Below are 15,210 nucleotides of genomic sequence, written 5' to 3'. Positions count from 1 at the left end.
ATTGATTCAAAATTAAAGTATAAAAATCTAAATCGATACCTATATTTTGAAGGCGATGAATTTATTAATGATTATAGATCAATTTACGACATTAATTAGGGTGTAATATATGACGGTTTTTAATACATATTGAAAACCGTTATATATTGAGTTCTTCTTTATAACAACTAATTGATAATATTCATCCATTCATCAACTCTCATTGTTCATAAATCCATAATAAAAGCCCTGTAACATATAATTGCAGTCACCAAAAAAGTAGTATTTTTGCGGTAATATAAACAACTATTTACAGTAGGAAATCGTCATTAATAACAAGTTTGTGTAAACAAATGCCAATAAAAATGGCGATTCCATATATGACCACTAAAAAATAAATTCTACATATATGAAAAATACAGCTTTAACCGCTATACATGAACAATTAGGAGCTAAAATGGTTCCGTTTGCCGGATACAACATGCCGGTGCAATATGAAGGCGTCAATGCTGAACACGAAATCGTGCGCAACGGGGTGGGTGTTTTTGACGTGTCTCACATGGGCGAATTTTTCTTAAAAGGCGAAAATGCCTTGGCCCTAATTCAAAAAGTAACTTCAAACGATGCCTCAAAGTTAGTCAACGGAAAAGCACAATATTCGTGCTTGCCCAATGCAGATGGCGGAATCGTAGACGATTTAATCGTATATAAAATAGAAGACAACCATTATTTATTAGTAGTAAACGCTTCTAACATTGAAAAAGACTGGAACTGGATATCATCGCACAACGATTTGGGTGTGGAAATGACCAATGCATCCGATCAGTATTCTTTATTAGCCATTCAAGGTCCGAAAGCCGCTCAAGCGATGCAATCGTTAACTAATATTGATTTGGCCAATATGGGTTATTATACGTTTCAAATTGGGGATTTTGCCGGAAAGCAAAACGTAATCGTTTCCGCGACAGGTTATACTGGGTCGGGCGGTTTTGAAATTTATTTTAAAAATGAAGATGCCGAATACATTTGGAACAAAGTTTTTGAAGCCGGTGCAGCTTTTGGGATCAAACCTATTGGATTAGCGGCTCGTGACACCCTACGTTTGGAAATGGGATTCTGTTTGTATGGAAACGACATCAACGACACCACTTCGCCCTTAGAATCCGGACTGGGTTGGATCACCAAATTTGACAAAACATTTACCAATTCGAACCAACTACTCCAACAAAAAGAAGCGGGTGTTGCACGCAAATTGGTAGGATTTGAAATGATCGAACGTGGTATTCCCCGTCACGATTATGAAATTTGTGATGCACAAGGAAACGTAGTAGGAATCGTAACTTCTGGAACGCAATCGCCATCTATGGGAATTGCTATAGGAATGGGTTATGTACCTACAGCACTTGCAACAGTAGATTCAGAAATTTACATTCGCATCCGAAACAAAGACATCAAAGCCAAAGTGGTAAAAATGCCTTTTTATAAAAAATAATACGTAAAAAAAATCCGCTAATTAGCGGATTTTTTTTTATTAGTCTGTTGGACCTTCCCAGTTGGAAAAACCACCCACCAAATTGAAAACATTTTCAAAGCCCAATTGTTGCATGACGCCACAAGCATTCGCAGAGCGAACACCAGCCGCACAATACACATAGAAATTTTTGGATTTATCCAGCTCTTCCACTCGATAAATAAATCCTTGTCCTTTATAGATATCAATATTTAAGGCACTCGGAATTTTACCGCTTTCATATTCATCTTCTGTGCGTACGTCAATTATAATACCGTGTTCATCGTTTAAAAACTGACTCCACCACTCTTTTTGGTCTAAGTTCATCGTGTTATTTTTTTTTCAAAAATACGACCAAAATTGGAATTTAAAAATTTTATAAAAAAATTAACACACATTTGTATATACAAATAAAAAATATACTACATTTGTACCTACAAATATTATCGTAGGCATGCGAATTGAAGAAATCATAAAAACCACTTTCCCAATGGCTCAAGAAAAAAAAGCATTACTCAATGTAATGTATACGCAGAATGTCATTGCCGATAAATTCAACGAACTGTTGAAGCCGTTTGATCTTTCGGCCGAACAATTCAATGTATTGCGCATCTTGCGTGGGCAAAAAGGAAATCCGGTGAATATGTACACCATTCAAGAACGCATGATTGCCAAAACCAGCAACACTACCCGACTCGTAGATAAATTGCTAGCAAAAGAGTTGGTATTGCGTGAGATTTGCCCGAAAAACCGAAGAAAAATGGAAATCACAATTACGGCAAAAGGAATGGAATTGCTCAAACAATTGGATCCATTAGTCGAAGCACACGAACAAAAATTTGGCAATAATCTTACCGAAAAAGAATTGACCCAATTGAACACCTTATTAGAAAAATTTAGAAATTAACACCTACACAATGAACCACAATTTTATTGAAAACCAGAATTGGCGTTACGCCACCAAAAAATTTGATGCTACAAAAAAAATATCGAATGAAGACCTAACTTTTTTAAAGGAAGCCATTCGTTTGAGTGCTTCTTCTTATGGGTTACAGTTGTACAAAATATTTATAATTGAAAATCCCGAAGTGAGAGCCAAGTTACAACCTGCCTCATGGGGACAAAGTCAGATTGTTGACGCTTCTCACCTTTTTGTATTTGCCCATTCCACCGATGTGCAAGATGCTCAAATTGACGAGTATTTGGCAAACATTTCGGAAACAAGAGACATCGCTTTAGCCGATGTGAAAGGCTATGGTGATTTTATGAAATCAAATTTAGTAGGATTACCACTAGAGAAAAAGGCCGTTTGGACTTCAAAACAAACCTATTTGGCTTTAGGCAATTTATTGAATGCGGCAGCCGAATTAAAGATTGACGTTACCCCTATTGAAGGGTTTTTACCCGAGCAATACAATGAAATCCTAGGATTAACAGCTAAAGGTTATGCGGCTTCTTTAGTAGCAGCAGTAGGATACCGCCATAAAGACGACGCTACCCAACATTTAGCCAAAGTAAGAAAATCAACAGCAGAATTATTTGAAACTATTTAATTATACATTAACACTTAAACATTTACACATGAAAAATTTAAAAACAATTGCAGTAGCTTTAGTAGCTTTCGTATCCGTAACGTCTTTTGCACAAGTAAGCAAAAAAGTAGACGCAGCAAAAAGTAGCATCAACTGGGTAGGAAAAAAAGTAACCGGTGAACATTCTGGGAACATTACCTTAAAAGAAGGAACATTAATCTTCAAAGGAAAAAAAGTTGTTGGGGGTAATTTCACAGTTGACATGACTACAATCAACACTACCGATTTAGAAGGTAAAGGAAAAGTAAACTTAGACGGTCACTTAAAATCGGATGATTTTTTTGGAACTGAAAAATTCCCAACAGCTACTTTAGTTATTAAATCTATTGGAGAAAAAACAGCTAATGTATATTCCGTAACGGCAGATTTAACCATCAAAGGAAAAACAGAGCCTGTAAAATTTGAATTAAACGTAGCGGGTAATACTGCATCGGCAGCTTTAAAAGTAAACCGTACAAAATATGACATCAAATACGGATCTGGAAGTTTCTTTTCTGATTTAGGAGACAAAACGATTTCTGATGATTTTGACTTAAACGTAAAATTAGCTTTCTAATTTTTAGCGTTAGTAACCAAAAGCCTTGAAGGATCTTCAAGGCTTTTTTTATGACCATAAAAAAAGCTCCGAGTTGCCTCGAAGCTTTATAATTGAAAGGGTGAAAGACGGGTCTCGAACCCGCGACCTTCGGAACCACAATCCGACGCTCTAACCAACTGAGCTACAATCACCATTTGTTTTGACAAACAAGGCAGGGCCTCATTTGCGAGTGCAAATATAATTCTTTCCAACTATCTTGCAAAGGTTTTTTGTGTTTTTTTATTTCAAATCGCCTAATGAATTGACGGTCACATATCTTTCTGTAGTAAATCCTTCAGCATAAGTTACTCCTACTAGTCTTCCCAGATCTTGCGCACGGTATTGAATGCTCTCGAGGAAGTTTTTGGAAGCAATAGGTGTTACAGGTTCCTTTGAATTTGGATCATAAAATTGCGAACTATAAGCTTGAACAGCGTCCATTTTTTGAGTCATAAAATCTGAAATATCCACTACAAAATCGGGCGCAATTGTTTGCCATTGGATGTAATGATACACTACTTTAGGGCGCCAAGCAGCTTGTTGTTGGCCGTTGTGTTGGGTTTCGATTTTGGTCAAACCCGATAAGAAACAAGCATCACTTACCAATTGGCTGCCTTTTCCATGATCAATGTGTCGGTCTTGTATGGCATTGCACAACACTATTTCGGGTTGGTATTTGCGGATCATTTCAATAATTTTCAATTGGTGGGCTTCGTCATTGGCAAAAAAACCATCGCGCATGTCTAAATTTTCACGCACCTGAACCCCAAGAATCGCTGAGGCCTTCGCCGATTCCGCATTCCGAATTGCAACTGAACCCCGCGTACCGAGTTCACCACGTGTTAAGTCAATAATGCCTACTTTCTTACCCAATGCCACTTCCTTGGCCAAAGTACCACTACAACCCAATTCCACATCATCAGGATGTGCACCAAAAGCGAGTATATCTAATTTCACCATTTTACTTTTAACTTTTTACTAAAACATTCCGCATGGTCATGGATTTGTTTACCGTTTCAATGTATTCGAGTTGGGGATCACTGTCGGCAGTAATACCACACCCCACATAAATAGTAACCGCTTGCTCTTCCCATTGCATACAACGCAAATTTACAAATAAATCGGTTGTATCTTGAAAATTATATTCACCCAAAAAACCCGCATAATACGATCGATGGTATTGTTCATTTGTAAGAATAAATTCAGTAGCCGCTGCTTTTGGCAAGCCACATATTGCCGGTGTTGGGTGCAAAGTCGTGATCAAGTCAAGTGCTGAAAAGTCGGTTGTCAATTGCCCCGTGATCACCGATTTTAAATGCGCCAAATTACCCGCTTGCACGGTTTTCGGTTCTGAAACCGCTAAATTTTTAACCCGAGAACTGATGTTGGAAACAATATAATCTGTCACTATTTTTTGTTCGGTAATTTCTTTTGGAGTCCACTCTACAGCATCGGAAAACAATTTTGTACCTGCCAATGCTACGGTTTCAAATTCATTCGTATGGATTTGAACCAATTGCTCAGGTGTTGCTCCCATCCAAATACCAATTTTTGGATGAACAAATAAATACCGAAAGGCGGTGGGATAGGTTTTAATAATATTTTTAAATGACGCAATAATGGAAAAATGTCCGGGTATCGTTAGTTTGCGAGACACCACTACCTTATCTAAATTTCCTTGTGCAATAGTTGCAATACCTTTGGCTACCAAATTTTCAAAATCGTCTTGCTGCTGATGGTCTGTTGGAAATAAAGTTATAGATTCCGGTTCTATTTCTTCGAAAATCCCTTGATAAAAAACACTCCCTTCAAATGGTATTACGACTTTAGTGCCTTCCTGAAAGGGTACAAATACAAATCCGTCTTGACCTGTAAATTCAATACTGTTATCCTTTTTTTGTACCAATAAATTCCAAACGGTTGCATTGGGTTTGACATAACAAACAAAGGCTTGGTGCTGTGATAAAAGATTTTGAATTTCATTAAATACTTTCATTATACGCGTCTAGATAGGATCATGTTGGTCAATTTGCAAAGCGAAATCAATTTTCCGGCTTCATCCACAATTCGAATTTCCCACAAATGAATACTAGCTCCTTTGTGTATGATCTTTGCCGTGGCTGTGACCATGCCTTCGCGTTTGCTTTTCAAATGGTTGGCCGAAATTTCAATGCCACGAACTTCTTGTTTTTCAGGATTGACAAACATCAAGGATGCAGCACTTCCCACACTTTCTGCTAAAGCCACTGTTGCGCCACCATGCAACAAACCCATGGGCTGGTGCACGCGAGGGTTGACTGGCATCGTAGCGGTTAAAAAATCGTCGCCAGCATCGGTATAGACAATATCAAGGGTGTTCATCAATGTATTTTTACTCCAATCGTTACACAATTGCAACATGGTTTCTTTGTCAAACATAGTGGTTCTTTTTTTTGTAAAATTAATCATATTTACGAGAATAAAATAGAATATTTTTCGTTTTAATGGGATGCATTTGCCCACATTTGCTTTTACAATTTCAAATTAATAAGTACTTTTACAAAAAATCGCAATACATGTATCGTTTAGTATTACTAATAATTCTAGGGTTTTCTATGGCATTGACCTCTTGCCGCAATGATTTTGATTTTGAATCGGCAACAGGAAGTCTGCGTTTTTCAAAAGATACGGTCTATTTAGATACTGTATTTACCAACATTGGTTCGAGCACCTACACTCTTAAAGTATACAATAAAAGCAATAAAAATATTTCCATACCAAGGGTTGCTTTGGCGAAAGGTAACGCATCCAAATACAGATTGATGGTAGACGGTATGCCTGGGAAAACCTTTGAAAATGTTGAACTATTAGCCAAGGACAGCATGTTTGTATTTATTGAAGTAACTACTGATGTGATTGATGCTAATACTACTGATTTTCTGTATACTGACCAAATAATATTTGGAGAAGGATCGCAGGCACAAAAAGTAGAATTGGTCACCTTAATCCAAGATGCTGTTTTTTTATATCCCCAAAAATTTACAGATGGAACTACCGAGACCTTACCTATTGGAGAGGATGAAATTTATGGCTTTTACTTGGATGAAAACGATGCCGTTAACGGAAACGAATTGCATTGGACCAACGACAAACCCTATGTAATCTATGGGTATGCCGCCATACCCAGTAACAAAACGTTACTTGTGGATGCTGGAGCAAGAGTTCATTTTCACGCCGAATCGGGATTAATAGTTGCCAACAATGCTTCGTTACACATACACGGTTCACCTTCCACTACCGACGCTCAGGAAAACGAAGTGATTTTTGAAGGTGACCGCTTAGAACCTGATTTTTCCGATGTGCCTGGCCAATGGGGAACGATTTGGTTTACACAAGGCAGTACCAATAATCAAATTGAACATTTAACGCTAAAAAATGCAACGGTAGGCCTCTTGGTTTCGGGTAACGATGGCACACCTACTCCAACAATTGATCTTAAAAATACCCAAATTTACAATTGTTCCAATGTGGGTATTTTAGCTCGAACTGGAAATATAGAAGGTAGAAATTTGGTGGTGAATAATTGCGGCCAAGCCTCATTTGCTGGAAGTATTGGAGGAAGCTATGAATTTATTCATTGTACCTTTGCCAATTATTGGTCAAGACCTAATCAAACAGCTGTAGTCTTAGACGATTTTATCAAAACCGCATCGGGTGATATCATTGAACCGCTGGTGAAAGCAAACTTCAAGAATTGCATCTTGTATGGTTCCAGTAATCTCAGCATCAACCTGCAAAAAAAAGGAACCACTACTGCATTCAACTATAAATTTGATCACTGTTTGATCAAATTTGCTGATTATAGCAATAGCTTAGCTTCAAATCCATTGTATCAATTTTCCAATGCCAATTTATTTACTGCTTGTCTTATTGCTACGAACAGTACACTTAACAAACCTGAATTCAAATCCCCTGCAAATAATGAATTTATTATCAGTCAAAATTCTGCCGCAAAAGGTACGGCCAAAGTTCAATATTCTACCTTTAATGATATCCTTAACCAAGCCAGAACGGGAGCTACAGATATAGGCGCATACAACTGGACTACCATCGATTAATTTTTTTGTATTTCGCAGGCGTATAATTTTGATACTTCAAACAATTCAAATAAATTTGCACTTACAAACAACAACACAAATAACTACACAATGATTCATTTCTTCGGAAACCAATCCAATACCGTTTTTGCGGTTCAAGTTAGCAATCCCGAAGCTTCGGGAGCGATTTCATCGGAAGATTGTAACAAATTAAACTGGCTTTTTGGCAACGCACATAAAATCGAAAAATCCGTAGTAACGGATTTTTTTGTTGGACCTCGTGCCGCCATGATCACTCCTTGGAGCACCAATGCAGTTGAAATTACTCAAAACATGGGAATCACAGGAATCATTCGAATTGAAGAATTTGTAAAAGTTGCTGCTGATTTTTCTGATTTTGATCCGATGTTGTTTCAAAAATATTCGGAATTGCACCAAGAAATCTTCACGATCAACTTACAACCCGAGCCTATTTTAGAGATTGATGATATTGCTGCTTATAATGCAACGGAAGGCTTGGCTCTAAGTTTGGAAGAAGTAGATTATTTACATACACTTACGATCAAACTTGGTAGAAAATTAACCGATTCTGAAATTTTTGCCTTTTCACAAGCCAATTCAGAACACTGCCGTCATAAGATTTTCAACGGTACCTTTATTGTGGATGGTATCGAACAGCCAACAAGTTTGTTTAAATTAATCAAAAAAACATCTGAAACGCATCCTAACGATATTGTTTCGGCTTATAAAGATAATGTGGCTTTTGTAAAAGGGCCAAAAGTAACGCAATTTGCTCCTAAGAGCGCCGACAAACCTGATTTTTACGAAGAAAAGACCTTTGATTCGGTACTTTCATTAAAAGCAGAAACCCACAACTTCCCTACTACTGTAGAACCTTTTAATGGTGCTGCTACAGGTTCGGGAGGCGAAATACGCGACCGTTTAGCTGGAGGCCAAGGTTCGCTTCCTCTTGCAGGAACAGCGGTTTATATGACGTCATATTCGCGCTTAGAATCCAATCATGCCTGGGAAAATGATATGGAAGCCCGGCCATGGTTGTACCAAACACCAATGGACATTTTGATCAAAGCGTCAAATGGTGCTTCTGATTTTGGAAATAAATTTGGACAACCATTAATTACGGGATCTGTGTTAACTTTTGAACACGAAGAAGCTGCTCGTAAATTAGGATACGATAAAGTAATCATGCAAGCCGGTGGAATTGGATACGGTAAATTAGACCAAGCCATCAAAAAGAAACCTACAGCGGGTGATAAAATTGTGATTCTTGGTGGTGAAAATTACAGAATTGGAATGGGTGGTGCTGCGGTATCTTCTGCAGATACTGGTGCGTTTGGTTCGGGTATCGAATTGAATGCGATCCAACGATCCAATCCAGAAATGCAAAAACGAGCTGCCAACGCCATTCGTGGTTTGGTGGAAAGCGACAACAACCCCATCGTATCCATTCATGATCACGGTGCGGGTGGACACTTGAACTGTTTATCGGAATTGGTAGAAGAAACAGGAGGATTAATTGATTTGGATAAATTACCTGTTGGAGACCCTACCCTTTCGGCCAAAGAAATTATTGGAAACGAATCACAAGAACGTATGGGATTGGTGATTGGTCAAAAAGACATGGAAACGCTTCAGCTCATAGCAGACAGAGAGCGTTCACCTATGTATGAAGTGGGTGATGTTACCAACGATCATCGCTTTACATTTGCATCTAAGTCTACCGGTTTAAAACCCATGGATTATGCGTTGGAAGACTTCTTTGGAAGTTCACCAAAAACGATTATGACCGACACTACAATTGCTAGAAATTACAGTAATCCTACCTATAATGTACCTGAAATTCCAACCTATTTGAACCAAGTATTGCGATTGGAAGCCGTAGCTTGTAAAGATTGGTTGACCAATAAAGTTGACCGTTGTGTGGGTGGAAAAGTAGCCAAACAACAATGTGCCGGTCCGTTACAATTGCCTTTAAATAATGTGGGGGTAATGGCCTTAGATTATAAAGGAAAAGAAGGGATTGCCACTTCTATTGGACATGCCCCTATTGCAGCTTTGATTGATCCGGTTGCCGGAAGTAGAAACGCCATTGCTGAAGCACTTTCAAATATTGTTTGGGCGCCATTAAAAAATGGCTTGGCTTCGGTTTCGTTGTCTGCAAACTGGATGTGGGCTTGTAAAAACGAAGGCGAAGATGCCCGTTTGTATGAAGCAGTTAAAGGATGTTCGGATTTTGCTATTGAATTGGGAATCAACATTCCTACCGGAAAAGATTCACTATCCATGAAACAAAAATACCCTAATGATGAAGTAATAGCACCCGGAACCGTTATCATTTCAGCGGCTGGAAATTGTTCCAACATCACAAAAGTAGTTGAGCCCGTATTACAACGTAAAGGCGGAAATATTTACTATATCAATCTATCACAAGATACTTTTAAATTAGGTGGCTCGTCTTTCTATCAAACGCAAAGCAAAGTAGGAAACGAAACGCCAACAATAAAAGACGCAACATTTTTCAAAAAAGCGTTCAACACCTTACAAGATTTAATTAAAGAACGAAAAATTAAAGCCGGACACGATATTGGTAGTGGTGGTTTGATTACAACTTTATTAGAAATGTCATTTGCAGAGGTGGGATTAGGCGCTACTTACGATTTATCCGTTTTAGGTGAAATGGATACTGTTAAAGCATTATTTAATGAAAACATAGGGGTGGTTTTTCAAGCGGATGCAGCTGTAGAAACTATTTTTAAATCCCAAGGAATAGCACTTTTCAACATTGGAACTGTGACTGAAGGTGATGTGATTTCCATTACTAATTTCCAAGACGCGTTCCAATTCTCCGTTAGCAAAACAAGAAAAACTTGGTTTGAAACGTCTTATTTATTGGATCAAAAACAATCAAGAAACGGCAAAGCCAAAGAACGTTTTGAAAATTTCGATCAGCAAGCATTGCAGTTTACCTTTCCATCGCAATTTGATGGAAAACTACCTGTAATTCCTTCAGGAACAAGACCAAAAGCTGCCATCATTCGTGAAAAAGGAAGTAACTCCGAACGCGAAATGGCCAATGCCATGTACTTAGCTGGATTTGATGTGAAAGATGTGCACATGACCGACTTAATTTCGGGTCGTGAAACCTTGGAAGACATTCAATTTATTGGAGCCGTTGGAGGGTTTTCAAATTCGGATGTTTTGGGATCCGCAAAAGGTTGGGCCGGCGCATTTTTATACAATGAAAAAGCCAATTTAGCCTTGAAAAACTTTTTCAAACGAAACGATACATTATCCGTTGGAATCTGTAACGGTTGCCAATTGATGATGGAATTAGAATTGATTCATCCCGAATACAAAGTTCATGGAAAGATGAAACACAACGATTCGCAAAAACACGAAAGTGGTTTTACTTCGGTTACCATTCAAAAAAACAATTCAATTATGCTTTCTAGTTTAGAAGGCGCTACTTTAGGTGTTTGGATATCACATGGTGAAGGAAAATTCAATCTTCCGGAACCCGAAGCTAATTATAATATTGTAGCCAAATACGGGTATGAAAGTTATCCTGCAAATCCAAATGGATCGGATTATAACACCGCAATGCTTTGTGACACCACTGGAAGACATTTGGTAATGATGCCTCACATTGAACGTTCGACCTTTCCTTGGAATTGGGCACATTATCCAGACAACGGCCAAAAAGACACAGTTTCTCCATGGTTAGAAGCTTTTGTCAATGCCAGAAATTGGATTGCACAACAGAAATAATTTGAAAAATCAGCTTTTAATAGGCTGATTTTTTTTGTACTATTGTAGATCAAAATTGCAAAAAATGAATACAACATCAAAATGTTTGAATTGTAACCAAGCGGTTAGCGGTAATTTTTGCAGCAACTGTGGACAAAATACTTCGATGCACCGCATTACTTTTATGCACTTTATTACCCATGATTTTTTACATGGCTTATTTCATTTAGAAAAAGGGATGTTATTTACAGCAAAGGAATCGTTAACACGTCCCGGCAAAGCAGCAATTGACTACATCGAAGGAAAAAGAATTCGATACTATAATGTATTTTACTTTATCCTAATCTTAATTGGTATCAATCTTTTTTTAGGCAATTATTATGATCAATTAGCCGAAATTTATTTGGGAGAATCGAGTGAAAAAATGAACAATGCATTAGGTCAAAAAATTGATGATTTTTTTGCCAATTATGCTAAAATTCTAATTTTTTCATTTGTTCCCTTATTCGGAATTAATAGTTTTTTCTTGTTTCGCAAACGTAATTTTAACTTTAGTGAACACATCATTATTGCGGGAATTACATTTCTTGGCATATTGCTTATCACTACTTTTGGTAGGCTCATTTCATTTTTAGATTTTACTCAAAATTTTGATATAATTTCTAATATTATCAACGGTATTACAGGTCTGGCAATTTTTATTTTTCCGATATTTAGTTACTATCAGACTTTTAAAGATAATTACAAAAAAATGCCATTTACCTTTAGAATACTTTTATTTACGCTATTAATATTGATCGAATTAACCGGATTTTTACTAGTAACTGTAGGTTTTTTTAGCCAATGGGAATTTGTAAACGGTTCTAAAATTGAATTATAAACATGTGGTTCATCTTAATCAGTATCCTTTGTAGTGTTTCTGTCGGAATACTCCTCAAAATCACCAAACGATATAACTTGAATATCGCACAGATTATTGGTTGGAATTACCTCACTGCCCTACTCTTGGCCTACTTCATATACCAACCCAATTTAGAAATACCGCCTAGCAACGCTACTATCTATTTATTGCTTGGTCTTTCTATATTGTTACCTTCTGTATTCTTTATCCAAAATATTTCCATTCAACAAGTAGGCATCGTAAGAACGGATGTGGCCCAACGTTTATCTTTGTTCATACCTATTTTAGCGGCCTATTTCATTTTTGACGAAACCTTTTCAACTTATAAAATAATTGGAATTGTGATTGGTTTTTCGGCGATCGTACTTACGTTGGCAAAAAAATCAGAAACACAACAACAAAATACAAATTGGCTTTATCCACTATTGGTTTTATTGGGTTTTGGTATCATTGATACCTTATTTAAGAAAGTAGCCAGTACGCAGCAAATCCCATTTACTACCGCATTATTTTTTATTTTTTTCGGGGCACTACTTGTTGTTATAACCGTATTAGCTTTCCAAAAAATCCGCCAAAACAAAAGAATCCGTTGGGAAAATTGCTATTGGGGAATAGGCATTGGAATTCTCAATTTTGGAAACATATTGTTCTATTTAAAAGCTCATAAAGCACTTACAGACAAACCTACTACTGTATTTGCCGCTATGAATATGGGCGTTATTGTTTTAGGTAGTCTAGCAGGTACACTACTCTTCAAAGAAAAACTATCAAAATGGAATTTTTTCGGAATTGTACTGGCTATTGTAGCCATCTTATTCATTACATTATCACAATTATAGCAACTAATTTATTTTTTTTCGGGTGCAATTAGATTAATTTATTGCCAACATAAAAAATATCAATACGTCATAATTGCACAATTGAAATTATTTTTATAATTTGCAAGGAATATAAAAATGTGAATTTATGACAAATATTACGCGTTTATTTGACTTTCCGTATTACCAATTGGAAAAATACAATTTACCAGATGCTTTGGTAACCAAATATGATGGCGAATGGATTAAGACATCTACCCAAGAATATCTAGATAAAGCCAACGCGCTTTCAAGAGGTCTACTTCGATTAGGAGTAAATAAAAATGATAAAATTGCCATTATTTCATCCAACAACAGAACGGAATGGCACATGACCGATATTGGAGTGTTGCAAACCGGTGCACAAACGGTTCCGTTATATCCTACAATTTCATCGGAAGATTACGAATACATCTTGAATCACTCAGAGTCAAGTTATTGCTTTGTTTCCGATCAAGAAGTTTATGATAAACTAATTGCGGTGCAAAAAAACATACCCAACTTAAAAGAAATTTTTTCATACAACACTATTAAAGGTTGTAAAAGTTGGACAGAAGTATTGGAGTTAGGTGCTGACACCTCCAATCAAGATGTAGTTGAAGATCGTAAAAACAATGTTTCAGCTACAGATTTAGCTACTATTATTTATACATCTGGTACTACAGGAAGACCAAAAGGCGTAATGCTCACGCATCAAAATATTGTTTCCGATGTGTTGATGAGTGCTCCAAGAGTACCCCTTCGCGCCGGTGATACGAGAGCCTTAAGTTTCTTACCAATCTGTCACATTTTTGAACGAATGTTGACTTACCTGTATCAATACTATGGTATTTCTATCTATTTTGCCGAAAGTATTGAAAAAATTTCTGACAACTTAAAAGAAGTACACCCACATGTAATGTCTGTTGTACCAAGACTTCTTGAAAAGGTTTATGATAAAATTTATGCTAAAGGAGCCGATTTGACTGGAATTAAAAAACGTTTATTCTTCTGGGCTTTAGATTTAGGTATGGACTTCAAACCTTATGGAGAAAATGGGGCTTGGTATGAATTCAAATTAAAAATTGCACGTAAGCTTATTTTTTCAAAATGGCAAGAAGGCTTGGGTGGCGAATTAGAATTATTGGTTTGCGGAAGTGCTGCACTACAAACCCGTTTGTCTAAAGTTTTTTGTGCTGCAGGAATTCCAGTTATGGAAGGATACGGTCTTACTGAAACCTCTCCTGTAATCTCTGTGAATGATATGAGAAACAAAGGATTTAGAGTAGGATCTGTTGGAAAAGTTTTAGATGGCGTTACGGTTAAAATTGCTGAGGACGGAGAAATATTATGCCAAGGTTCTAACGTGATGGTTGGATACTATAAAGATGAAGAACAAACCAATGAAGTAATCAAAGACGGTTTTTTCCATACGGGTGACATTGGTGAATTTGATGCGGATGGTTTCTTAAAAATTACTGATCGTAAAAAAGAAATGTTTAAAACATCTGGTGGTAAATATATTGCGCCGCAAATGTTGGAAAATCATTTCAAACAATCTCGTTTTATCGAACAAATAATGGTTATCGGTGATGGTGAAAAAATGCCCGCAGCTTTTATTCAACCTAGTTTTGAATTTTTAACTGAATGGTCACATCGAAAAGGAATCAATCTTGGTGCTACTCCTGAAAAAATGATTACAAATGAAGTAGTCATCAAACGCATACAAAAAGAGATAGATGCAATTAACGAACGTTTTGGTAATTGGGAAAAGGTAAAACGCTTTGAACTAACCTCGGATGTTTGGTCTATCGATGGTGGACACCTTACCCCAACGATGAAATTGAAGCGTAAAATAATTGTAGAAAAATACAAAGATTTATATGCTAAGATTTATAACTAACACTATTAAAACTCCTCAGGGAGTTTTTTTTATTTAAAAAATTGTTAATTAATTAAAATACTATGCGT

General features: G+C 36.9%; 13 protein-coding genes and 1 tRNA gene. 9 read left to right on the top strand and 5 right to left on the bottom strand.

What is annotated here, in order from left to right:
* Window positions 1-388 precede the first annotated feature (388 nt).
* A complete protein-coding gene (gcvT, locus tag ACIQ6Z_RS06500) occupies window positions 389-1,471 on the top strand; it encodes a glycine cleavage system aminomethyltransferase GcvT (RefSeq protein ID WP_396210111.1) in 1,083 nt (360 codons plus the stop codon).
* A 39-nt stretch (window positions 1,472-1,510) separates the two neighbouring features.
* Here the strand turns inward: gcvT and ACIQ6Z_RS06495 are convergent, their stop codons facing one another.
* Window positions 1,511-1,816, bottom strand: coding sequence for a rhodanese-like domain-containing protein (locus ACIQ6Z_RS06495; RefSeq protein WP_396196434.1), 306 nt, complete (start codon window positions 1,814-1,816; stop codon window positions 1,511-1,513).
* Window positions 1,817-1,943: 127 nt separating this feature from the next.
* Between ACIQ6Z_RS06495 and ACIQ6Z_RS06490 the strand changes: the two genes are divergently transcribed.
* Genes ACIQ6Z_RS06490 through ACIQ6Z_RS06480 form a run of 3 tightly spaced genes read left to right on the top strand, consistent with a single transcriptional unit; the run spans window position 1,944 to window position 3,637 of the window.
* On the top strand, window positions 1,944-2,396 hold the full coding sequence (locus ACIQ6Z_RS06490) for a MarR family winged helix-turn-helix transcriptional regulator (RefSeq protein ID WP_396210110.1): 453 nt from the start codon (window positions 1,944-1,946) through the stop codon (window positions 2,394-2,396).
* 10 nt (window positions 2,397-2,406) lie between these two features.
* On the top strand, window positions 2,407-3,042 hold the full coding sequence (locus ACIQ6Z_RS06485) for an NAD(P)H-dependent oxidoreductase (protein ID WP_396210109.1): 636 nt from the start codon (window positions 2,407-2,409) through the stop codon (window positions 3,040-3,042).
* A gap of 28 nt (window positions 3,043-3,070) precedes the next feature.
* A complete protein-coding gene (locus ACIQ6Z_RS06480; RefSeq protein WP_396210108.1) occupies window positions 3,071-3,637 on the top strand; it encodes a YceI family protein in 567 nt (188 codons plus the stop codon).
* A gap of 98 nt (window positions 3,638-3,735) precedes the next feature.
* Here ACIQ6Z_RS06480 and ACIQ6Z_RS06475 read toward each other — a convergent pair.
* The 4 genes from ACIQ6Z_RS06475 to ACIQ6Z_RS06460 all read right to left on the bottom strand — a co-directional run bounded on the left by ACIQ6Z_RS06475 (window position 3,736) and on the right by ACIQ6Z_RS06460 (window position 6,076).
* A tRNA-His gene (locus ACIQ6Z_RS06475) sits at window positions 3,736-3,811 on the bottom strand.
* A gap of 87 nt (window positions 3,812-3,898) precedes the next feature.
* Window positions 3,899-4,615 (bottom strand): bacillithiol biosynthesis deacetylase BshB1, encoded by a 717-nt coding sequence (gene bshB1, locus ACIQ6Z_RS06470; protein ID WP_396210112.1) that lies wholly within the window; start codon window positions 4,613-4,615, stop codon window positions 3,899-3,901.
* Window positions 4,616-4,625: 10 nt separating this feature from the next.
* Complete coding sequence (locus ACIQ6Z_RS06465) at window positions 4,626-5,654, bottom strand: chorismate-binding protein (protein WP_396210107.1); 1,029 nt, start codon at window positions 5,652-5,654, stop codon at window positions 4,626-4,628.
* Window positions 5,654-6,076 (bottom strand): hotdog fold thioesterase, encoded by a 423-nt coding sequence (locus ACIQ6Z_RS06460; RefSeq protein WP_396210106.1) that lies wholly within the window; start codon window positions 6,074-6,076, stop codon window positions 5,654-5,656. Before ACIQ6Z_RS06460 ends, ACIQ6Z_RS06465 begins: the two co-directional genes overlap by 1 nt.
* Before the next feature lie 137 nt (window positions 6,077-6,213).
* Between ACIQ6Z_RS06460 and ACIQ6Z_RS06455 the strand changes: the two genes are divergently transcribed.
* From ACIQ6Z_RS06455 to ACIQ6Z_RS06435, 5 genes are all read left to right on the top strand, one after another.
* The gene (locus tag ACIQ6Z_RS06455; RefSeq protein WP_396210105.1) at window positions 6,214-7,755 is read left to right on the top strand and encodes a hypothetical protein; all 1,542 of its coding nucleotides are present in this window, start codon (window positions 6,214-6,216) and stop codon (window positions 7,753-7,755) included.
* A 90-nt stretch (window positions 7,756-7,845) separates the two neighbouring features.
* Window positions 7,846-11,523, top strand: a complete 3,678-nt coding sequence (purL, locus tag ACIQ6Z_RS06450) for a phosphoribosylformylglycinamidine synthase (protein ID WP_396210104.1) — start codon at window positions 7,846-7,848, stop codon at window positions 11,521-11,523.
* Between the two features lie 64 nt (window positions 11,524-11,587).
* On the top strand, window positions 11,588-12,382 hold the full coding sequence (locus tag ACIQ6Z_RS06445) for a DUF3667 domain-containing protein (RefSeq protein WP_396210103.1): 795 nt from the start codon (window positions 11,588-11,590) through the stop codon (window positions 12,380-12,382).
* Between the two features lie 2 nt (window positions 12,383-12,384).
* A complete protein-coding gene (locus ACIQ6Z_RS06440) occupies window positions 12,385-13,242 on the top strand; it encodes an EamA family transporter (protein WP_396210102.1) in 858 nt (285 codons plus the stop codon).
* Window positions 13,243-13,369: 127 nt separating this feature from the next.
* Window positions 13,370-15,142, top strand: coding sequence for an AMP-dependent synthetase/ligase (locus ACIQ6Z_RS06435; RefSeq protein ID WP_396210101.1), 1,773 nt, complete (start codon window positions 13,370-13,372; stop codon window positions 15,140-15,142).
* Window positions 15,143-15,210: the final 68 nt, after the last annotated feature.

It is taken from the genome of Flavobacterium sp. (assembly GCF_044376915.1).
Classification (GTDB): Bacteria; Bacteroidota; Bacteroidia; order Flavobacteriales; family Flavobacteriaceae; genus Flavobacterium.
The sequence above is the reverse complement of the archived record's forward strand: the minus strand, read 5'-3'. Positions and strand labels throughout refer to the sequence as shown.

What these genes read in the sequence shown, in the direction of transcription:
- ACIQ6Z_RS06480 (WP_396210108.1), top strand. Translation starts at nt 3,071, where the DNA reads ATGAAAAATTTAAAAACAATTGCAGTAGCTTTAGTAGCTTTCGTATCC.
- ACIQ6Z_RS06440 (WP_396210102.1), top strand. Translation starts at nt 12,385, where the DNA reads ATGTGGTTCATCTTAATCAGTATCCTTTGTAGTGTTTCTGTCGGAATA.
- ACIQ6Z_RS06445 (WP_396210103.1), top strand. Translation starts at nt 11,588, where the DNA reads ATGAATACAACATCAAAATGTTTGAATTGTAACCAAGCGGTTAGCGGT.
- ACIQ6Z_RS06495 (WP_396196434.1), bottom strand. Translation starts at nt 1,816, where the DNA reads ATGAACTTAGACCAAAAAGAGTGGTGGAGTCAGTTTTTAAACGATGAA.
- ACIQ6Z_RS06455 (WP_396210105.1), top strand. Translation starts at nt 6,214, where the DNA reads ATGTATCGTTTAGTATTACTAATAATTCTAGGGTTTTCTATGGCATTG.
- ACIQ6Z_RS06490 (WP_396210110.1), top strand. Translation starts at nt 1,944, where the DNA reads ATGCGAATTGAAGAAATCATAAAAACCACTTTCCCAATGGCTCAAGAA.
- ACIQ6Z_RS06460 (WP_396210106.1), bottom strand. Translation starts at nt 6,076, where the DNA reads ATGTTTGACAAAGAAACCATGTTGCAATTGTGTAACGATTGGAGTAAA.
- ACIQ6Z_RS06465 (WP_396210107.1), bottom strand. Translation starts at nt 5,654, where the DNA reads ATGAAAGTATTTAATGAAATTCAAAATCTTTTATCACAGCACCAAGCC.
- ACIQ6Z_RS06435 (WP_396210101.1), top strand. Translation starts at nt 13,370, where the DNA reads ATGACAAATATTACGCGTTTATTTGACTTTCCGTATTACCAATTGGAA.
- gcvT (WP_396210111.1), top strand. Translation starts at nt 389, where the DNA reads ATGAAAAATACAGCTTTAACCGCTATACATGAACAATTAGGAGCTAAA.
- purL (WP_396210104.1), top strand. Translation starts at nt 7,846, where the DNA reads ATGATTCATTTCTTCGGAAACCAATCCAATACCGTTTTTGCGGTTCAA.
- ACIQ6Z_RS06485 (WP_396210109.1), top strand. Translation starts at nt 2,407, where the DNA reads ATGAACCACAATTTTATTGAAAACCAGAATTGGCGTTACGCCACCAAA.